This is a genomic window from Undibacterium sp. 5I1, from assembly GCF_034314085.1.
GTDB lineage: Bacteria > Pseudomonadota > Gammaproteobacteria > Burkholderiales > Burkholderiaceae_D > Undibacterium.
Genome location: NZ_JAVIWI010000001.1, coordinates 290,988 through 312,235, shown reverse-complemented (window position 1 = coordinate 312,235; position 21,248 = coordinate 290,988). Strand labels below are relative to the sequence as shown.

Here is a 21,248-nt window from a genome sequence, read left to right as displayed (position 1 = left end):
ATGCGCCGTCAGCACTCAAATAGCACCTTTGGTACGCCTAATGGGAAATCTCGGTTAAATACCAGTGACGACAAAATGAAAAAGGACTATGAATTTTCATAGTCCTTTTTACCGATATGAACCGACAGTCAATCATCCCCGGCGAATTAAACCGCCAGCAGATAAGCTCCCGTCAATGCAATACCGCGGCCACCAAGCTGGATCAGTGACTTCATCCGTACGCTCTTGGCAAATAAACCGATACTCAATCCAGTAATATGCAGCAACAAAGTCGCTAGTACAAAACCTGCACCAGCCATCGCAATCGAAGCATTGGGCGACATTTCAGCACCATGTGCATAGCCGTGTAATGCGCCAAACACAGACACCATCGTTGCAGCCAGCCAGACCGGCATCTTGACTGCAAATGCAATCAGCAAACCTAGTATGGCAAGTGAACTCGCGATCCCCGTTTCTACCATCGGTAAAGCGACACCGGATCGCCCGAGCAGTGCACCTGCGATCATCATTAACGGAAAACTCAATGGTAAAACCCAAAGCGCCGATTGCCGGTTTTGTGCAGCCCATAAGCCAACCGCTACCATTGCCAGCAAATGATCAAGACCAGAAAAGGGATGCATAAACCCTTCCACAAAACCCATGGTGTCATGATGCACACCATCATGCGCAAATGCAGAGACGCTAATCAGGCACAATAGGCCGACAACGATCCCTCGGACTGAACTAGTTTGTGTCTTACTCACTTAGATCTCCTCAATAAAAATGCACCGGGTCGGCGCAAACGAATGTGATTTTGCAGAATGCAATTAACTTACGCAAAAAACGTGCCGCTGATTTCTTACAAATTTTTCGCTGGCCTCTCGCTAGCTTCTCGCTGATTGCGCATTGCGCCCTTCATCTCACAGTTTCTACACCACGGTTCGCCAGTTGATCCGCACGCTCATTACCCGGATGCCCGGCATGTCCTTTGACCCATTTCCATTCGATCTGATGAACACTGCGGGCGGCATCCAGTTGCTGCCATAAATCGACATTTTTTACAGGTGCCTTAGAAGCGGTTTTCCAACCTTTCGCCTTCCAGCCTTGTATCCATTCCGTAATGCCTTTTAACACGTACTGACTATCTGAATGCAGCACAATCTGGCATGGTCTTTTCAGCACAGCCAAAGCTTGGATCACAGCCATCAGCTCCATCCGATTATTGGTGGTATCTCGCTCACCGCCAAATAATTCCTTCTCTTTTTCGCCGGCGATTAGTAACGCCCCCCAACCACCAAGACCAGGATTACCTTTGCAGGCACCATCTGTAAAAATTTCTATCTTATCCATTTTTTTTGCTGCGATTGGCCACCGGCACGGCATTGCCTAAGGCTGCTCGTTTGTGCTTCCATGCAGGGCCAATCAAATGCATTCCTTTAATTCGTTTAATTGCTTGTATTGCGTATACCGCGCCGAAATACGGCCACCAGCGCTGGCCAGCATTCTCTATCAATCTGGCACGGTTGAGCCATTTTTCTGTGCGAAATGGAGGCGCATAACATCCGAAATCCGCATGATTGACTTCCATATTTAATAATTTTAGCCAATCCTTCATACGCGGCACACTAATAAAATCGCCTTCTTCCGGTAAAAAATAACTTTTACCGATGCGTCCGGCTGCCTGCCTTGCGCCCCATAAACTTGCGCGATTAAAGCCACAAATAATGACGCGCCCTTCTGGTATTAAAATCCGCTCTACTTCGCGCAATACCTGATGAGGCTCGGCCACAAATTCCAGTACATGAGGTAACACCACTAAATCGATGCTTTGCGAATGAAATGGTAATTCGCAAAAATCATGTGTCACAACAATAGGCGAGCGGCTATTTTTCTCTTCCGTTTGAGTATTGCCTGTGATGACAATAGTATTCTCTTGGAGTGGAACTAAGACGTTATTGGTGCGCCATTTATTCGGCATCCGGCTGGCGCTTAAGGCATCGATTTGTGGCAAACCAATCTGCAAAGCATTGAAGCCAAAAATATCCACCGTTAAACGATCCAGCAAAGCTTGCTCCCATTGCATGATGTAAGCACCGGACGGCTGTGCTAGCCAGGTGCCTAGGTCTATAATGGAATTTTTATCTGTATTCATTGTGGAATTTATGCTTAGTGCAACTAGTACAAATGGTGCAATTATGTCCGCCAGCGAGCTTACAAAAAACCGAGCCCTTAGTATATTGACTGTCCCGGCATTTGACGACAACTATCTATGGCTAATACACAATGGCACCTATGCAGTAGCAGTTGATCCTGGTGATGCAACGCCAATTTTGGCCGCATTGGATGAACACAATTTACGCTTGTCAGCAATTGTGCTAACCCATCATCACCAAGATCATATCGGCGGCGTCCCGGCCTTGCTCAGACATTTATCTGTACCCGTATTCGGCCCCGCAAACGACAATATACAAGCGGTAACTCAGCACTTAAATCAAGGTGACGAAATTACGCTGCCCGGCATCAATTTAAAGCTACAAGTGTTAGAAGTGCCCGGACATACTTTGGGTCATATTGCTTACTTCGCCAAAGAGCAGCACTGGCTGTTTTGTGGTGATACTTTGTTTGCCGGCGGCTGCGGCCGTTTATTTGAAGGTACGCCAGCACAAATGTTGGCGTCACTCGATCAATTAGCATCATTACCAGATGACACTGCTGTGTATTGCGCACACGAATACACGATGTCTAATCTACGTTTCGCCAAAGAAGTCGAGCCTGAGAATCTCGCTCTACTTGAACGCATCCAGCGCGAGCAAGATAAGCGCGATCATGGCATTCCGACCGTCCCTAGTCAGATCGGATTAGAAAAACAAACTAACCCTTTTATGCGTGTCCGAGAGGCATCTATTCAAGCGCGCCTGATCGCCGCTGGAAAAATTACTGCCGGTCAAGGCAATGCTAGCAATTTTGGTGCTTTACGTGAATGGAAAAATCATTACCGATGAGAGTATTTGAAATGGTATTCAAAACAGTATTTCAAATAGCGCTTGAGAGATCGGCAAAGTAATCAATTTAAGCATCAAAAATCCAACCATCAAAAATGTCTTCAGAAATCCCCTCAAAAAAACATCCGGCGACAACTCTCGCATTGTTTTGCAAAGTCGTAGATAACTATGGAGACATCGGGATTTGCTGGCGCTTTGCCAAACAATTAGAACAAGAGCATGGCATCCAAGTCACTTTATGGGTCGACGATCTACGGAGTTTTCAGCGGATTTGCCCTGAGGTTGCCATTGACCTAGACCGACAAAAAATTGCGAACGTGACAGTACAACATTGGCGCGATCAAGATGGTGTATTTGTCGCCGATGAGATATCAGATATTGTGATTGAATTTTTTGCCTGTGACATACCGCCTGCGTATATTGCGGCGATGGCAGAATGCAATCCGCGTCCGGTATGGCTCAATCTGGAGGGTCTTACCGCTGAAGAATGGGTGGAAGGTTGCCATATTCTGCCGTCCCCGCATCCAAGACTGCCGCTGACCAAATATTTTTTCTTCCCGGGATTTACGAACAAAACTGGCGGTTTGCTACTGGAATCAAACTTGGAGCAACAACGTCAAGAATTTCAATCTGATCAAACTGGCATGGCAGCTTTTCTTGGGCAATTTGGCGTTACAGAGAGCGAGATGAGCTCGCTGAAAGTATCGCTGTTTTGCTATCCGCAAGCGCCAGTGTCAGCATTGCTTAATACCTGGCAACAAAGTGACGTGGCAATGACTTGTCTGGTACCAGATGGTGTTGCTGCCGATGCGATTGCTGCATTTATAGGACAAGAGCCAAAGGCTGGCGCATCCTCAACGCGAGGCGCATTAACGGTGCGTGTGTTGCCATTTATCCCTCAAGCTGATTACGATAAATTACTGTGGGCATGTGATCTGAATTTTGTCCGGGGAGAAGACTCTTTCGTCCGTGCACAATGGGCGGGCAAACCTTTTATCTGGCATATCTATCCACAAGACGAAAACTTACATCACGTTAAATTGAAAGCGTTTTTGCAACGCTATGTAGGCACAGCAGCAGAAGCAGGTGCAGAAACTAATGCAGAAACTACAGCAAAAAGTTTGATTGAGTTCTTCCTAGCCTGGAATGGCGCTGCAAAAACGGAAAATAGTCATTTACCCGCCAATAGCTGGGAAAATCTCTGGCCACGATTCCAGGCTGACATGCCCAAAATTGCTGAAATATCTAATCATTGGCGACAGCAATTATTAGAAAATGGGGATTTAAGCACCAATTTGCTCAGGTTTGCTAAGGCGATTCAGCAAGCGGCAGTTTAGCTGCGGCTAAAATAGGTTAAAATACGCGGTTAATTTTCGACGTATTTTAAAACGACTTATCTAATTCAGTCAGATGTAGGCTTGCAAGGCTCATTATCTATCGTAGCCACTAAGTGACGACAGTAAGTGACACCAGCAAGTGACAGATGATTTTTATGCAACCACCTTTTTACGTATATTCACTATGAAACCTGCAAAAGAAATTCGTGTTGGCAACATTATTATGGTCGACAGCAAGCCGATGATCGTTCTGCGTTCTGATGTCAATGGCTCCAGCCGCACGGGCTTCACCTACAAGTGGAAGATGAAGAATCTGCTGACCAACAGCCCTCAGGAAAACGTATTCCGCGGCGACGACAAATTTGACGTTGTTGTACTGGATAAAAAGCCTGTCACATATTCTTACTTCGCTGATCCTTTGTATGTATTTATGGACGCTGACTACGAGCAGTTTGAGATCGAAGAAGAAAATTTGGGCGATGCCCTGCATTACCTCAAAGATGGCATGGAATGCGAAGCAATTTTTTATGATGGCAAAGCGATTTCGGTCGAATTGCCAACAACGATCGTTCGCCAAGTTGTCTATTCAGAGCCAGCAGTGAAAGGCAATACATCAGGCAACGTATTGAAAGAAGCCAAGATTGAAAATGCGATTGAAGCGCATAGCCACAGCGTTCAAGTACCGTTGTTTGTCAGCCAGGACGATATGATTGAAATCGATACCCGGACTAACGAATACAAGCGCGTAATTCGTAACTAAGACGTGATTAAGCTTTACTGAAGCTACAATCAAGATATAGCAAAAAGGCGATTCATTTCGCCGCAAATAAAAAATGCCACCGGTCGTAATAGCTAGACCGGTGGCATTTTTTTCGTCTTTTTTTACCAGAAAAAAATTGATCGCTAATTAGTGAAAAAATCGTAAAAAAACATCAATAAAAACAGCTAAATAATAGATACTCCCCCTCGATTTTCATAAATATAGTCGATTGTCCAGACTTTGATTGGACAATAAAATATACTAGATGAGAGTATATTCATTATCACTTTACAGCTTCATAAAAAATCCGTACTGAAAATCTGAATCAAAACCGCAAGCGTTTTACCTCGCAGCGTCCGCTTTACTCATCATGATTTCAGCCTTATACGCCTCGGGCGCTACATTCTCTCCGGCGACTTTCTTCGGCTCCAGATTCACTAAAGAAAATCGATATCCGCCGTAATTAGCGTCTGCCGGCAAATTCATTGCCGCTGGTGCGGGGGTGCCAATCACCAGCAATGCTTCCGGCGTGCCGGGCTGGCTGACTTTAAAACTCACTGTTGCCTGCCCTGCCCAAACACAACGCGTATTTGGCGGGCAACGACTATCAGTAACCTCGGTCACCTCTATCGTCATGCCCTGTTTGGCAAGCTTGGTTGCTTGGCGATAGCTCAGTATGATCGTCGTTGGCGCAACGTCAGACAAGGCAGAAGTGGCGGTGGCGGCGGGGGGGGCAACTGAAGCAGCTTTTTTATCGTTCATGTCAGTAGCAGGAGTAGCGCTGCAAGAAATTGTGGATAAGAGCAAACCAGCCATAGCAACACTGGTAACTAAACCTTGCACATTAGTTTGTGAGCGAGTTTTTAAGCGAGATACTATTTGAAGAGGCATTTCATATTCCTAGATGTCGGCTGTATTAATCAATGCTAAAAAATAGCGGCGTATTACAAAAATGATCGGCGTACACAAAGAAGAAATTCTGTAGCGAAACTGGAGCAAAACCAAAGTAAAGCATGAATAAGCCACCACACTACCACAAGCCAAACTCATTGCAAATTCAACATGACTAGGTTTGTCTAAACATCAACAGGCGCAAACACATACGTCAACCCATAGTCGAAAAATGGTTATCGCAAAACATATTTGGTCTTTTACTTTATGCTGGCGACAAATTAAGATTATTTTCAAAAGAAATAGTCTCACTAGGAGTTACGAAAAAAGCCTGCAGCAGTAGCGCCCACGTGCATCATCAAAAATACGCCTGCATGAACCTGCATGTGCACGCATATGACGAAGAAGCACAGGCTCGCTGAGGCAGTTTAAGTAAGTCCTGATAACGATAAAAACCTCAATGCTCAGCAACGGCCAATCAACATTCTGGCACCAGCGGGCATAGTCTTAAAAAGATAGAGAACCCTATGCGTATTTTTAAACGAATCACCTCTGCATTAGCCCGAGCCATCCAGCTCAAACAAAAAACGTACTTAGCTATTTGTACGGCCAGTTTGTTGGCCTTAACGCTGGGCTGGAGCACCCCAGGTATCGCCGCAGATTTACATTTACGTGTAGGTCTGGCTGCGGACGTAACGTCCTTCGATCCGCATTATTTAAATAGCGGCCCGAATAACGCATTCGCTTTCCATATTTTTGATGCTTTGGTCAATCTGGATAGCAATGGCCAACTGGTTCCCGGCTTGGCAACCTCATGGAAAGCGATTGACCCACTGACATGGGAATTCAAATTGCGCCATGGAGTCAAGTTCCACAACGGCACAGAGATGACTGCAGAAGACGTCATTTTCTCACTTGATCGCCCCGCCACTATCCTCAATAGCCCCGGCTCATTTACCAGTTACACCAAACAAATTATCAGCAAACAAGCGGTTGATGCTTACACGGTACGCTTGAAGACTGCGACCCCATACGGCCCCTTGCCTTTAGATGTTAATTCGATTTTTATCGTGTCAAAAAAAGTCGCACAAAATGCCAGTACAGACGACTTTAATACAGGCAAAGCGCTGATCGGTACCGGGCCATTTAAATTCGTTAGCGCCAAGCGTGGTGATCGTATTGAACTGGTACGCAATGACAATTATTGGGGCGAAAAACCTCATTGGGACAAAGTGACTTTGCGCATACTGACCAGCGGCGCACCCCGTGTAGCAGCCCTGCTGGCGGGCGATGTAGATGCAATTGAAAGTGTGCCACCCGCCGATTTACCTAAATTAAAAACGAACGTCAAAGTTAAATTAGAACAAAAAATTTCTTGGCGTACGATTTTTTGGGCGCTCGATCAACAAGCCCATGTGTCTCCTCATATCACGGATAAAGCAGGCAAGCCTTTAACCACCAATCCACTACACGATATCCGCGTGCGCAAAGCAATTTCTAAAGCGATTAATCGCCAGGCCTTAAGTGACCGCGTTTTAGAAGGTTTGGCAGTACCTGCTTCTAACATCGTAGCGCCAGGCATTTTGGGGTATGACGATACCGTTAAGGTCGAAGCTTACGACCCCGAAGGAGCAAAAAAATTACTGACAGAGGCTGGTTATCCCAATGGTTTTAATATCACTCTGCATGGCCCGAATAATCGCTATATCAATGACGAACAAATAGTACAAACCGTGGCGCAATTTTTAAGCAAAATCGGCATACAAGCCAAAGTAGAAACGATGCCGCTGGCGGTATATTTCCCCAAAGCCTCCAAGGGCGAATTCAGTATTGCCTTGTTAGGCTGGGGCAGCGTGGCAGGTGATTTTGCTTTGCGGACTTTGCTCGGAACAGCAAATCCAGAAACAGGCTGGGGCAGCTGGAACTGGGGCAAATACAGTAATCCGGCACTGGATGAATTAATCCGTAGCTCCTTAGCATCAGTGGACGACACCAAGCGCCGTGATTTTGCTAAAAAGGCCATGGGCGTGGCTTTGCGCGATTATGCGGTTATCCCGCTCCATCATCAATATGCTACATGGGCGTTGCGAAAAGGCCTCAAATATGCAGCCAGAACAGATGAATTTACCTTTGCGCAGGAGTTCAAACCCGAGTAATTATCATTTTTTCCCCAAATAAGGAAAATTTATGTAAATAATTTACCCGTTTCTAAGCAGCAAGAGTATTTTAGGAGGTGTACCAGTTTTTTACTGCAAGCAAGACTACAAGATTCAGGATCGTAATCGATGTGCCAGCTACTTGGAATGAATTGCAATAATCCCGCCGAGATCACTTTCTCATTTGAAGGTTTCTCAGCGCGGGGCGGCCTTACCGATGAACATAAAGACGGCTGGGGCATCGCTTTTTATAACGACACTGGCTGCCGCCTGTTCACCGACCATTTATCATCGATCAGCTCACCGCTGGCAGAAATGATCAAACGCAATCCGATCAAATCCTGCAACGTCATCGCCCACATACGCAAAGCGACACAGGGCAATATCATCCTTGAAAATAATCACCCGTTTATGCGCGAGCTGTGGGGAAAATCTTGGATTTTTGCTCACAATGGCGATCTGAAAAACTTCCATCCAACGCTTAATGGCCTCAATGGTATATATCACCCGGTTGGTGAGACGGATAGTGAGCGTGCGTTTTGTTATTTAATGGAAGGTCTGCAGCAGCGCTTCCCTTCTGCCAATGCGGATGATCTGCCGCCGACAGAAGCTTTGTTCAATGCGATTACCGAACTGACCAAGTACATAGCCTCGCACGGCATATTTAACTTTATGTTATCTAATGGCGATGCTTTGTTTGCCCACTGCTCCACCAATTTGCATTACGTCGTGCGCGAGTATCCATTTTCTACTGCCGCACTGATCGACTGCGACAAGAGCATCGACTTCAGCAAGTTTAATAAACCCGACGACAAAATCGCTGTCATCGCCACCAAACCGCTGACATCGGACGAATCCTGGTCTGCCTTTCATCCGGGTGAATTAAAAATGTTTTTAGAGGGACATCCAACCAAAGACATCTTGATCTCCGCAGAGCTGTATGAAGTCGCTGAAGCACTTGATTAGCATTAGGACTTACGCAAAACCAGTCCAGCTGCGTTGAATCTGCTAGCCGTAAACTAATGTCTTCGTTGCTGCGCCTTGCCGGGACAATTTTGCGTAAGTCGTAGTATTTCGTTAGGTCTTTAAAATCCAAGATGAGTGTTAGTGAGTGACGCGCGTTGTTCTGCCGTTAGACAACAAGCGGATACGATCACCAGACCGGAACAGTTCATCAGCATCCTGAGTAATTGCCTTCATCTCACCATTATCGAGTCTGACGGTAATCTCCAGTCCCATGGATTTATTCATATTGCCTTCAACTTTTTGACCGATTAATCCGCCTGCAATCGCACCAACGATACCTGCTGCGATAGCACCGTTACCACCTCCTATACTAGAACCAGCAGCAATCCCACCCAGCGCCGCACCAGCGGCAGTTCCAACACCGCTTTGGCCTTTGTCTATCGTCACCTCACGAACGGATTCGACCACGCCCATTCGCACTGATTGTTCATTTTGTGTTTGTCCGGGACGGTATACGCTATTGGACGTTGGAGGCACAGCACAAGCGCTGAGAGCGAGGACAGTACTTAGAACGAGTAATTTTTTCACGACAATCTCCAAATAGGGTCACAAATAGGAATGCATATAAATTTTGATTTGCCTAAAACTTTAATCAGCATTTTTTTGACAAGCACCAAGGACAGTGGTTCCAATTTCTGAGAGATTTTGCCTTAAATTCGATTTAGGATTTGTGACAAATTAATACCGTATGTTAAAACGACGATATAGAAATCCGAGGACAAACAAAGGACCAATCAGCAAGAAACGAATATCGTCAAAAAATGACGGCTTTTTACCTTCAATTTTATGTCCGATAAATTGACCTATCCACGCCAGTACAAAAATACACAATGCAGATGGCAATACCCAGGAAGGTGGCAAAAAATATATAGTGCCTAACATGCTACTTGCCATAAAAACCATACCAATGGCAAATGGAATGGATAATGATGCATAATAAATAATAGAAAGCCATGCGACGCCTACCGCAGCTAATGGATGAATTGCCCATAGCAGTCCCAATATCGTCCAGACAATCACTGGGACGCAAACAAAATGAATGATTTCGTTGGTAGGATTTTGATGACTTTCCGCATATCGCGCTAACAGTTGTTCAACTGTTCTGGTATTGCTCTTAGATAAAGACTGAAAAGGCGTATTTAGTTCGTTCACAACGGTTCTCCTGGATATTATGATGATGAATTCCTAAGGTCTTTATGCCTTATCTATGATCATTTTAATCTTAATTTTTACCAAGAAAAATTATTTAGTCTAAGACCTATGACCATCCTATTATCAGGATTTCCGCCAGTAATTGATCATCAAACGCATACGTTAATATTGGGTAGTTTTCCGGGTGCAAAATCACTTGAAATACAACAATATTATGGCTATAAACATAACCAGTTCTGGCGTTTAATATCGTCCGTACTGCATGAGAATCTGAGCGTATTACATTATGAAGATCGCCTGCCACGTTTGCTAGCGCATGGTTTTGGTTTATGGGATGTGATTGATGCTTGCGATCGAGTGGGCAGTCTGGATTCGAATATCCGACATGCCAGAAGCAACGATTTTTCTTTTTTACGAGACCGATATCCTGCTTTAAAACTGATCGGATTTAATGGCAAGACTTCCGCTAAGTTTGAGTCTCAATTCTTAGCGGCAGGGTTTAATACAATCGTATTACCTTCTTCTTCACCAGCGTATGCTATCCGTACTTTTGAACAAAAGTTGGTTGACTGGAAGCAGTTATCTCGCTCGTCTGAGTAAAAACAAAAATGATAGTTGATTAAAAATAAAACTCGGACTAGCCGCCCGAGTTTTTCATCAATCGAATTTAACCCAGATTTTCCATTGGAACAGCGACAAGTGTGCCTTTGGCGAACTGACTGGCTAGACGCGACGACGACGCAAGCTGCATCTTGCTAGGAGGAGCAACAACGCCAGGCAGTTCGCCAAAGGGGCAATTGTCGCTGTAGCGTTTCCACTCAAATCGCGGTGGTGCTATCCCTCTGAAGACCGCACGCCGTCTGCGTTTTTTGCGAAGTGGTAGCGGTCCAATGGAAAATCTGGGTTTAACTTACCAAAGAATGACGCGCTTTTCCGGCGGCAAATACATCTTGTCACCCTGTTTGACATCAAACGCTTCGTAAAAGCCTGGCTGATTTACCATCGTTCCATTAGCACGAAATTGTCCAGGAGAATGAGGGTCAGTTTTCACTTGCACAATCTGTTGCTGATCGCGCATTTTGCTACGCCATACTTGACCAAAACCCATGTAAAAACGCTGGTCACCCGTAAGACCATCAATCACGGGTGCAGGCTTACCATTGAGCGATAATTTATACGCCTTAAACGCAATCGCAATGCCCGAGTTATCTGCGATGTTTTCGCCTAAGGTCAATTCACCGTTGACGTTATAACCAGGTAACGGACTATAGCTGTTGTATTGCGCAACTAGCATGTCAGTCTTGGTGGAGAAATTTTTACGATCTTCTTTCGTCCACCAATCACGCAAATTACCGTCACCATCAAATAGACTACCTTTATCATCAAAACCGTGACTGATCTCGTGGCCAATTACTGCACCGATTGCACCATAATTAACCGCATCATCAGCACCCATATCAAAAAATGGTGGCTGCAAAATAGAGGCCGGAAATACAATCTCATTCATACTCGAATTATAGTAAGCATTGACGGTTTGTGGTGTCATGCCCCATTCTTCCCGATCAATTGGCTTACCTAATTTATCGACACGACGCTGATATGAAAAGGTATTGGCACGCATCACATTGCCGACCAGGTCGCCATTTTTTATGCTCAGCGCAGAGTAGTCACGCCACTTATTTGGATACGCGATCTTAGGCGTAAATTTAGCAAGTTTGGCTTGTGCTTCTCTCTTAGTTTCTGGACTCATCCAGTCCAACGTATCAATACTTTGTTTGTAAGCGACCAACAGATTTTTAACCAATTCTTCCATGCGTATTTTGCGCTCAGCAGGAAAGTACCGGGCAACGTATTTCTTCCCAACCGCTTCACCCAAAGCAGATTCGACAACGGTAACCCCGCGTTTCCAACGTGGGCGCATTTCTGTCACACCCGTGATCGTGGTACCGTAGAAATCAAAATTAGCGTCTACAAAATTCTTGGATAAATACTCAGAATAGCTGCGCAATAATTGCCATTCAAAATAAGATTTCCATGTTGCCAAATCAGTTGTCTGTATCAATTGATTCAGACCCGTAAAGTAGCTAGGCTGACCGACGATGACATAATCCACCTTACTTGCGATACCTGCAGCACCTAGTGCCATTTGCCAGTCATAGCCTGGAGTAATCGTATCTAAATTTTTTATTTCTATCCGGTTATAGCGCTTGACTGGATCACGATTTTCCACCTTCGTCCACTGCACTTCAGCGAGGGCTGTCTCTAGTCCAATAATAGCCTTAGCGTTAGCTGCCGCATTTTTTTCACCGGCTAAACTTAGAATTTTTTCTATATGACGTTCGTACTTGGCTCGCACATCAGCCAGCTTGGTATCATCTTTCTTAAGATAATAATCACGATCGGGCAAACCTAGTCCGCCTTGGCTAATATGAGCCGCATATTTAGTAGAAGCACTGGCATCTTGTCCGACATAAATTGAGTACGGTGCAGCTACGCCGATCTGGTTCAGATGGGCAATCAATGCAGGGATAGCTTTTTTATTTTTGATGACGCGAATGTGCTGTAATTCTGCTGCCAATGGCTGATAGCTAAGTGCCTCTAGTTTTTTTTCATCCATATAACTGGCGTAAAAATCACCCATTTTTTGCTCTTCAGAACCGATCTTTTTATGCGTATCTTTTTGTGCCGCTTCGATCAAGTCACGCAGTTGTGGTTGCGTGTCGTCGCGCAATTTAGCAAATGCGCCCCAACTCGATTTGTCGGCAGGAATTTCTGTAGTTTTAAGCCATTTACCATTCAAGTAACTAAAAAAATCGTCCTGTACCCTGACAGAAGGATCAATATACTGAATATCAATACCAGAGCTGGTTGCAGAGCCAACGGGTTTAGCTGGTTCATCAGCGATTACAAGGTTGGAACATAGAGCCAATACACTTAATGTAACGCTACTTAAAGCAAAACTACGCAGAAGGTGTTTTTTCACGAATTAATCCCTGTCAAAAAAGAAAAATGGCAAATAGCCATTACAAAAATATAGCATGGGAATAACTTTCTCACAGTTCAAGTAACTATCTCTCTGTCCAAAATTGGTCTTGGCAAGGACTTACGCAACATTGCCACGACAGAGCTTGGCAACTAAGACCTTACTCTGGTCTGTAAAAAATCCGCTGATATTTCTATGTAGTTTTTTGTAAAGAGTAGAGATGAAATATTTTTTTATTCTCTGGACTAGGTAAAATACTTACATGCTAATCAAACGAAAATCCATAGAAGCCGAAGCCAACTATCGCTCCGGCCCCAGAGCTGCTGGTAGTACAGCACAAAAACCAGCACGTAAAGCCAAATTTGCCCCAATCACTTTGTCTGAACTGGATGGCGTGCGCTATCTGCATTTTGGTACGGAGTGGGTACAAGGTGCGATGCGCTTGCGCAAACCCGACTGGCTGGAGCTGGAATACGCGCAACAAATGATGGCCTGGATGTTGTTCGCCACCGACCCTAAGTACATTGTGCAATTAGGTCTGGGCACGGGTGCATTGACCAAATTCTGTTATCGCCAGTTTCCCATGGCGCGGATTACCGCAGTTGATCTGAACCCGGCTGTCATCGCCATTTGCGAAAGCATGTTTAAGTTGCCGGCCAATGATGAACGTCTTCATGTTGTTGAAATGGACGCCTTAGATTTTGTCAATGATCCGTCCAATGAAGGACAAATCGATATCATGCAAGTCGATTTATATGACGCGACGGCTAAAGGTCCGGTATTAGATACCGCAGAATTTTATGAAGCCTGCGCTGCTTGCCTGACACCAAACGGACTCTTAACGGTGAATTTATTTGGCGACCATCCAAGCTATGCTAAAAATTTAAAAGCACTACGATTTGTTTTTGATCGCGTACTTTGTTTGCCAGAAGTACACGATGGTAACGTCGTCGCTATTGCCTTCAAATCTGCCATCAAACTCGATTTTCCGGTACTGTATGAGCGTGCAGCAATCATCAAAGAAATCAGTAAACTCCCCGCAAAATCTTGGGTGGATGGATTAAAAGAAACCACAAAGTCCGCCTGAACATTGTCTAGATCGAGTAAAAAATGACTAAGTCGCCACAGCAATCTCTGAACATGCAGCAAATTTTCACATGGTTGATGGCAGACGGTATTATCCTCAAGGAAAATGCAAAGGCAGAATTCAATAGCGCCCAAGCGATTCTGAGAAATGGTCCTGCAGCGATGCACACGCTAACAGCAATCGCGCAGGCCAAGCTGCACTCGGTTAAAAAACCAAACCAGCAATTAACTTTGGATTGGCTAACAGAGTGGACTGCGCACAAGGTTCAGTTACCTTTTTATCGGATTGATCCTCTAAAAATTGACTTCACCAAAGTATCTGATGTGATGTCGTCCAACTACGCGACTCGCTTCAATATTTTGCCCGTAGAATCCACTCTGGACAGCGTCACGATTGCGACTACAGATCCTTTTAATACCGAGTGGCAGCCAGAAATTGCCAAAATCACGCGTAAAGAAATCCGTTTAGTGCTCGCCAACCCGCTCGATATTTCTCAGTATATTGCGCAATTTTTCTCATTAGCGAAATCAATTAAAGACGCTAAAAAAGCCAGCAAAAATGACCTTTCACTCAGAAGTAATTTTGAACAACTAGTCGAGCTAGGTAAGGCTAATAAGCAAGTCGACGCCAACGATCAGCACATCATCAATATTGTTGACTGGCTCTGGCAATTTGCATTTGATCAACGCGCCTCCGATATCCACCTCGAACCCAAGCGTGAAATGGCCTTAATCCGTTTTCGGATCGATGGTGTACTGCATCAGGTGTACCAAGTCCCTGCAGCGGTTATGATTGCGATGACTGCGAGGATCAAATTGCTGGGACGTATGGATGTGATTGAAAAACGCCGGCCACAGGATGGTCGTATCAAAACCCTTACCGCTGACGGACAAGAGGTCGAGCTCCGTTTATCCACATTACCAACGGCGTTTGGTGAAAAAGTGGTAATGCGTATTTTTGATCCGGAAGTGGTGGTAAAGACCTTACCAGAACTGGGTTTCCCACCACTGGACGCTGGTCGCTGGGATCAGCTCACGAGTAAACCGCATGGAATTATTTTGGTCACTGGTCCAACCGGCTCTGGCAAAACCACAACGCTCTACACCACCTTAAAAGCCCTCGCCACTTCAGATGTGAATGTCTGTACGGTAGAAGACCCGATCGAAATGGTAGAGCCTTCTTTCAACCAAATGCAGATACAACCATCGATTGACCTGAACTTTGCCGATGGCGTGCGCGCTCTAATGCGGCAAGATCCCGATATCATTATGGTGGGTGAGATCCGTGATTTACAAACGGCTGAAATGGCCATCCAGGCAGCATTGACCGGGCATCTGGTGCTATCAACCTTACATACCAATGACGCGCCATCCGCCATTATGCGTCTGCTGGAATTAGGCGTTCCCTATTATCTACTGGAGGCAACCATCATCGGGATTCTGGCGCAACGACTGGTGCGAACGCTATGCTCGCATTGCAAATCAGGTGATGGTGAAATAGCTGATGCTGTCTGGAAAAGTCTGACCGAAGAATGGAACCTACCAAAACCGACAACAATTTATCGACCAGTAGGATGCCCTGAGTGTCGCTTGACAGGCTACAAAGGTCGTACCGGCTTATATGAATTGTTGACTGTAACGCTGCCATTCAGCAAACTCATCAAAGAAGAGTCAGATATTCATGCACTGAGAAAGCAGAGCATTGCAGATCAGATGAAACCTTTGCGTATCGCAGGTGCTTATAAGATTATCGAGGGACTCACCACCGCAGATGAGGTATTAAAAGTAACTTCATCATTGATTTAAATAGCGAACTGACGCAAAACTATCCAAGCTGGGTTGCAAGCTCTATCCGGAACAATCTTGCGTGAGTTTTAAATACTGCTTGGCTAATATAATTATCAGACAAATTATTGATAAACTCAGCAATAGAGCAATATATACTCCACGTAGGTATATATTGATCGTCTATATATTTAATGGTCAGAACGGCATATTTAAAAAAAATAATGGGGAGTATATTTATTCTCTATAAAATATGTGACACAAATATCGCTCTGGGTGCTCGAAGTTTTGAATATTTCTCAGCTCTCGACCGCGGAAAATACTGATAACAAATACGCTAAAAGAATAAGCAAAAATAAATAGAAGTTCATAGCAACATCACCGCCAAGGAATCCCAATGCAGGTTGCTGTAAAACGCATGTCTGACGGTCTAAGATCCAGCTTATTGCTCCAAATTTTATGTTTGACTTTGGTGTATGCCATATTGGGACGCTTGTCTCTGCTTCTAGCGATTCCTCCTGGTTATGCCGTTGCGATCTACCCACCAGCAGGTATTGCGCTCGGCATAATTCTGACCCGAGGATATCGTCTGCTACCTGGCGTTGCACTGGGTTCACTGATTGTGAACTTGCTCATCGCTTGGGAACCAGCTCACAAGATTACAAGCAACAATTTGCTGCTTGCCACAGTACTAGCCAGCGGCGCTTGTATGCAGGCTTTCCTCAGTAGCTATCTAGTTCAAAAACAATTAAATAAGCAATTACAGAAACATACAAAGAAACCAATACAGTTCAGCAATGAACTTGCATTAGATACCGATCAGGATATTTTTACCTTTTTTATCATGGGTGCAGTTTTAGGTTGTCTGGTTAGCGCTAGCTGGGGTGTAATCGCTCTCTATGGATTTGGGATCATATCCTTATCCGATATCAGCAGTCATTGGCTGACATGGTGGATAGGCGATACTTTGGGAGTTTTGATTACCACGCCACTCATCCTGATTTTGTTTGCCAGACCAAGAGAAATTTGGCAATTCAGACGCTACGGAGTCATGCTCCCTTTGGTTATTTGTCTGATTACTGTCATCATCGCCTTCGTTTTTATCCGTAACAGAGAAGACCAAAAACAGCGACTTGAGTTCCGTTTGGAAGCAGAGAGAATTAGCCAGAAACTACAAAATAACCTTAATGCGCATGCAGATGCGGTCAAAGATTTAGAACGCCTGTATTCAGCATCAGAAAAAGTATCCCGCACTGAATTCCATATTTTTACTGAACATCCGCTCACCACACTAAAAGAAATTACTGATCTGCTTTGGGTGCCTAGAGTGCTACGCGCGGATAAAACGAAGTTTGAAGAATCCGTATTACGTGAAGGCTTTATCAGCTTCCAAATTACTGAAAAAAATAGTAACGGAAAAACTGTCCCCGCAGAAGACCGTGAGGATTACTTCCCTATCACCTACATAGAGCCATTTGAAAACGGTAAAAGAGTATTTGGTTTTGACATGGGCAGCACCGCCATCAGGCGCAATGCGATAGAAGAAGCGCGAGATAGCGGCAAACTTGCCGTCACCGATCCCCTGGTACTTCTGTCGGGGGACGACAAGTATTTTTCCGTCTTGTTATACGCACCTATTTATGCACGGGGCAAGTCCGTGACCAATATACAAGAAAGACGTGACGCATTTCGGGGTACCGCAGTCAGCGTTGTAAGAATAAAAAATCTGGTCGGTGATTTATTGAATGAAGAAAAAAAAGCCAATCTCTTACTTGAATTTTATGACCTGTCTTACCCTGGAAGTAATGGTGTTTTTTATGACTCAATCAAAGTCATCGACGCCGCTCATGTTTTCCAATCCACGATTGATTTTGGTAGTCGACAATATGCGTTTCTGGCGCAACCATCAGCGACCTATTGGGCGGCTCATACATCATGGATCACCTGGTTCACCAAATTTGGCAGCTTACTGTTTTCCGCCTTATTAGCTGTTTATGTACTGGTAGCGACCGCACATACTTTTAATGTAGAAAAATTAGTCGCGCAACGCACCAGTCAACTGCATGAAAGTGAAGCCCGCTTGCGTGCCATCTTAGCCAATGCCGCAGAGGGGATCATCACAACAGATGCGCACGGACTAATCACATCCGCCAATCAATCCGCAGAGATATTGCTCGATTATTCAACAGGTGCATTATTTGGACGTAATATTCTGGAGCTTTTCCCAGAAGTAGAATCAGCCACTTTTTTAGCAGCCTATCTGAATGACCATATAGAATCTGACATGACAGGCGACAACACCATCAGCACCGCCACAGCGGCACGTAAAGAAGTGGTCGCTAAAAAAAGAACTCATGAAGAAATTCCGCTAGAACTAGCGATGGCTAAAGTAGCGTTAGGAACACAAAATTTAGTGGTTTTAATTTTGCATGATTTGTCTGAACGAAAACGCATAGAAAAACTTAAAAGCGAATTTGTCTCCTCTGTATCGCACGAGTTACGTACACCACTCACCTCCATCCGTGGTGCACTTGGCTTGTTGGCGGGTGGTGTTGGCGGAGGATTGTCAGATCAGGCAAAAACTTTAGTCACGATGGCAAACAACAATGCTTCTCGCCTGACCTTGTTGATTAATGATTTGCTGGATTTTGAAAAATTAGAATATGGCGGTATCCAATTCAATATAGAAAAAATTATCTTGCGTGACCTAGTCAAACAAAGCATTGAAGCGAACCAGGGATATGCTCAAAACTTCTCCATCAAAATGCAGTTTTTCTACGAAGCCTCACCAGCGTCGATGGTCAGTGTTGATACCCAGAGATTAATGCAAGTATTGTCCAATTTACTTTCAAACGCGATCAAATTTTCCCAACAAAATGGCGTAGTAGAAATTCATATCCGTCAGATTGCAGATTGGGTCAGACTAGAAGTTGTGGACTTTGGGATTGGAATTTCTGCGGACTTCCAAAAAAACATTTTCCAAAAATTTAGTCAGGAAGACGCTAAAGCAACCCGTAAATATGCGGGCACTGGCTTGGGACTGAGCTTGTCTAAGTCAATGATAGAAAAGATGTCTGGCAAAATTGGCTTCTATAGTGTGGAGGGTCATGGCTCCACTTTTTACGTTGAATTACCGTTGGCGTCGTAGTGCCTTTGAATGCACTATTCTCTGCATCAGACTATCCGGTTAAAGATAATTTTTTCGCAGCTCTTACGTGAAGTATTCGCTTCAAAATTTCTCTTTTCTACATCTCCTTCAATACCCATTTCAAGCACCTACTCCAGAAATTTGCTAAGCCGCTCGACTTTATATTTTGATCAAAATATGGTTACAGTAATGTCATCGCGCTGTCATAGCAGCACTTTATATTTGCTGCCTTCGCAGTATTTTTTTGTCAATACTGTGATATTTTTGCTAGCGCTTATTCTTAAGCTCATTTCTTAAGAATAAGTTTCCCCTCCCCCCTAACATTCGTTTTAGGAGAATCACATGTTGAAGCTTTTCATTAAAACTGTAGTGAGCTTGATTGCTGTCGTTGCCATCAATACAGCGGCGCAAGCGCAGACGTACGACTATTTTTTGTTGGCAGCACAGTGGGAACCAGGATTTTGCGCAACTAGTAGCGGCAATTCTGAATGTGCCAATTTAAAAGGCAGCTATGCGGCAAGTAACTTCTCTCTGCACGGTTTATGGCCTAATGACTACACCGGAACGCAACCGTTTTATTGTGGAGTATCGCAGAAAGAAATTAATTTAGATAAGTCCAGTACATGGTGCCAAATGGATGCTTATGGTGTCACCGCAGCAGGCTTTAAAAAACTGACGCCGTATATGCCGGGCGTTGCAGAATGTCTGGATAAGCATGAGTATTACAAACATGGATCTTGCTCTGGCATGGCGACACCAGATGCATTTTGGGGTGCGGCAGAGCAATTAGTACAAGGTCTAAACAGCACAAGCTTTAACAGTTTTATACAAACGCATTTGGGTCAATATGTCACTCGTGCACAAATGTTAACCGCGTTTGATAATGCTTTCGGTAGCAATACACACACGGCAGTGTCATTGAAATGCGTCACAAGTGGCGGTAAAAATTATTTTACTGAAGCGTGGATTTCGATCAATAAAGACCAGTTGGCACAATTCCCTAGCGGCTCGTCTTTAGTCCTGGATGGAAATGTTGCCAGCACTTGTCCTAAATCGAATATCTATATTGTGAAGCCATAATTTATTTTGTCGTAATTAGAGTTACGACATCGTTTTATGTTGGAATGAAACAGATGCTCCGGTTCATTCCAAATACGTTCTTATAAATGAATATGTCCCGCTCTGTTTAAAGCGGGACATATTTTTTTAGAACATTGACCGTCACACTAATTCGGCATGCAGCTTAGTTTTGATTCAGCGCATTCTCATCATGTTTACGCTCGGACTTATCACGGTTCAATGTTTTTCCATCATATTTCACAGCTTGCTGATCACGTGCAACACCAGCCGTATTTCCGGCAGCTTGATCCGCCACTAAATCCTTACGATCACGATTTAAATCATGGCGATCATGTACGACGGCAGTTTGATCACGGTTGATATCTTTCTCTGCATGGCCAGCCTGGCGTGCCGAGTTATAGACACCGTTAGCAGCGTCTTGTTTGTCTTTTGACAGATTGCTGCGGTCGGCATTCAGATGCGCTTTTTCACGACCGACTTGTCTGCTGTCTAATTTCAATGCAGTTTGATCACGTTGGATTGCCGCTTGATTACCATTGGCTTCCGCTGCATTAAGATCTTTTTTGTCGCGGGCAACATCATGGCGATCATGCGTTAAATCAGTCTTGTCGCGATGTACATCAGCGCGATCATGATGTTCGGCTTTTTTATCGCGCTGTACGTTGGTTGCAGTATCTGCAAAACTTGGGCTGCTATATAAACCAAGCATGCCAACAGTGAGGATTGCTGTGAACAGTGTGGATGTAGCGAGGCGATTTTTTTTCATGATTTTTCTCTTTTCATGTTGAGTGGGTAGTGCTCATAAAAACGCGGGCTGGCATGGGATCGTTGACCCGATCCGGTTTGAACACTGTAAGAAGTGC

At 44.6% G+C, this 21,248-nt stretch carries 18 protein-coding genes; 10 read left to right on the top strand and 8 right to left on the bottom strand.

Annotated elements, in window-relative coordinates:
• Window positions 1–146: 146 nt before the first annotated feature.
• From RGU72_RS01320 to RGU72_RS01310, 3 genes are all read right to left on the bottom strand, one after another.
• The gene (locus RGU72_RS01320; RefSeq protein WP_322118030.1) at window positions 147–743 is read right to left on the bottom strand and encodes a HupE/UreJ family protein; all 597 of its coding nucleotides are present in this window, start codon (window positions 741–743) and stop codon (window positions 147–149) included.
• Between the two features lie 151 nt (window positions 744–894).
• On the bottom strand, window positions 895–1,329 hold the full coding sequence (gene rnhA / locus RGU72_RS01315) for a ribonuclease HI (protein WP_322118029.1): 435 nt from the start codon (window positions 1,327–1,329) through the stop codon (window positions 895–897).
• A complete protein-coding gene (locus tag RGU72_RS01310; RefSeq protein WP_322118028.1) occupies window positions 1,322–2,131 on the bottom strand; it encodes a class I SAM-dependent methyltransferase in 810 nt (269 codons plus the stop codon). Before RGU72_RS01310 ends, rnhA begins: the two co-directional genes overlap by 8 nt.
• 43 nt (window positions 2,132–2,174) lie before the next feature.
• Here RGU72_RS01310 and gloB point away from each other — a divergent pair, with 43 nt between their 5' ends.
• The 3 genes from gloB to RGU72_RS01295 all read left to right on the top strand — a co-directional run bounded on the left by gloB (window position 2,175) and on the right by RGU72_RS01295 (window position 5,078).
• A complete protein-coding gene (gene gloB, locus RGU72_RS01305) occupies window positions 2,175–2,981 on the top strand; it encodes a hydroxyacylglutathione hydrolase (RefSeq protein ID WP_322118027.1) in 807 nt (268 codons plus the stop codon).
• A 95-nt stretch (window positions 2,982–3,076) separates the two neighbouring features.
• The gene (earP, locus tag RGU72_RS01300; RefSeq protein WP_322118026.1) at window positions 3,077–4,318 is read left to right on the top strand and encodes an elongation factor P maturation arginine rhamnosyltransferase EarP; all 1,242 of its coding nucleotides are present in this window, start codon (window positions 3,077–3,079) and stop codon (window positions 4,316–4,318) included.
• 184 nt (window positions 4,319–4,502) lie between these two features.
• Entirely contained in the window at window positions 4,503–5,078 is a 576-nt protein-coding gene (locus tag RGU72_RS01295) for an elongation factor P (RefSeq protein WP_322118025.1), read from the top strand.
• Window positions 5,079–5,420: 342 nt separating this feature from the next.
• On the opposite strand, the gene RGU72_RS01290 is transcribed toward RGU72_RS01295, so the two are convergent.
• The gene (locus tag RGU72_RS01290) at window positions 5,421–5,969 is read right to left on the bottom strand and encodes a hypothetical protein (RefSeq protein WP_322118024.1); all 549 of its coding nucleotides are present in this window, start codon (window positions 5,967–5,969) and stop codon (window positions 5,421–5,423) included.
• 527 nt (window positions 5,970–6,496) lie between these two features.
• Between RGU72_RS01290 and RGU72_RS01285 the strand changes: the two genes are divergently transcribed.
• Window positions 6,497–8,125, top strand: a complete 1,629-nt coding sequence (locus RGU72_RS01285; RefSeq protein WP_322118023.1) for an ABC transporter substrate-binding protein — start codon at window positions 6,497–6,499, stop codon at window positions 8,123–8,125.
• Window positions 8,126–8,254: 129 nt separating this feature from the next.
• Window positions 8,255–9,091 carry a class II glutamine amidotransferase gene (locus RGU72_RS01280; protein WP_322118022.1) on the top strand — a complete coding sequence of 279 codons (837 nt, stop codon included), beginning with the start codon at window positions 8,255–8,257 and terminating at the stop codon, window positions 9,089–9,091.
• Window positions 9,092–9,229: 138 nt separating this feature from the next.
• Here RGU72_RS01280 and RGU72_RS01275 read toward each other — a convergent pair whose 3' ends face one another.
• Complete coding sequence (locus RGU72_RS01275) at window positions 9,230–9,679, bottom strand: hypothetical protein (protein WP_322118021.1); 450 nt, start codon at window positions 9,677–9,679, stop codon at window positions 9,230–9,232.
• 150 nt (window positions 9,680–9,829) lie between these two features.
• The gene (locus tag RGU72_RS01270) at window positions 9,830–10,303 is read right to left on the bottom strand and encodes a DUF962 domain-containing protein (RefSeq protein ID WP_322118020.1); all 474 of its coding nucleotides are present in this window, start codon (window positions 10,301–10,303) and stop codon (window positions 9,830–9,832) included.
• A gap of 108 nt (window positions 10,304–10,411) precedes the next feature.
• On the opposite strand from RGU72_RS01270, the gene RGU72_RS01265 reads away from it, so the two are divergent.
• Window positions 10,412–10,903 (top strand): DNA-deoxyinosine glycosylase, encoded by a 492-nt coding sequence (locus tag RGU72_RS01265; protein ID WP_322118019.1) that lies wholly within the window; start codon window positions 10,412–10,414, stop codon window positions 10,901–10,903.
• A gap of 310 nt (window positions 10,904–11,213) precedes the next feature.
• Here the strand turns inward: RGU72_RS01265 and RGU72_RS01260 are convergent, their stop codons facing one another.
• Complete coding sequence (locus RGU72_RS01260; RefSeq protein ID WP_322118018.1) at window positions 11,214–13,286, bottom strand: M13 family metallopeptidase; 2,073 nt, start codon at window positions 13,284–13,286, stop codon at window positions 11,214–11,216.
• Between the two features lie 262 nt (window positions 13,287–13,548).
• Here RGU72_RS01260 and RGU72_RS01255 point away from each other — a divergent pair, with 262 nt between their 5' ends.
• From RGU72_RS01255 to RGU72_RS01240, 4 genes are all read left to right on the top strand, one after another.
• Window positions 13,549–14,373 (top strand): methyltransferase domain-containing protein, encoded by an 825-nt coding sequence (locus RGU72_RS01255; protein ID WP_322118017.1) that lies wholly within the window; start codon window positions 13,549–13,551, stop codon window positions 14,371–14,373.
• 23 nt (window positions 14,374–14,396) lie between these two features.
• Complete coding sequence (locus RGU72_RS01250; protein WP_322118016.1) at window positions 14,397–16,178, top strand: GspE/PulE family protein; 1,782 nt, start codon at window positions 14,397–14,399, stop codon at window positions 16,176–16,178.
• A 376-nt stretch (window positions 16,179–16,554) separates the two neighbouring features.
• Window positions 16,555–19,305, top strand: coding sequence for a CHASE domain-containing protein (locus RGU72_RS01245; RefSeq protein ID WP_322118015.1), 2,751 nt, complete (start codon window positions 16,555–16,557; stop codon window positions 19,303–19,305).
• 342 nt (window positions 19,306–19,647) lie between these two features.
• Window positions 19,648–20,385 (top strand): ribonuclease T2 family protein, encoded by a 738-nt coding sequence (locus RGU72_RS01240; RefSeq protein WP_322118014.1) that lies wholly within the window; start codon window positions 19,648–19,650, stop codon window positions 20,383–20,385.
• A gap of 163 nt (window positions 20,386–20,548) precedes the next feature.
• Here RGU72_RS01240 and RGU72_RS01235 read toward each other — a convergent pair whose 3' ends face one another.
• Window positions 20,549–21,151 carry a hypothetical protein gene (locus RGU72_RS01235; RefSeq protein ID WP_322118013.1) on the bottom strand — a complete coding sequence of 201 codons (603 nt, stop codon included), beginning with the start codon at window positions 21,149–21,151 and terminating at the stop codon, window positions 20,549–20,551.
• Between the last annotated feature and the right edge of the window lie 97 nt (window positions 21,152–21,248).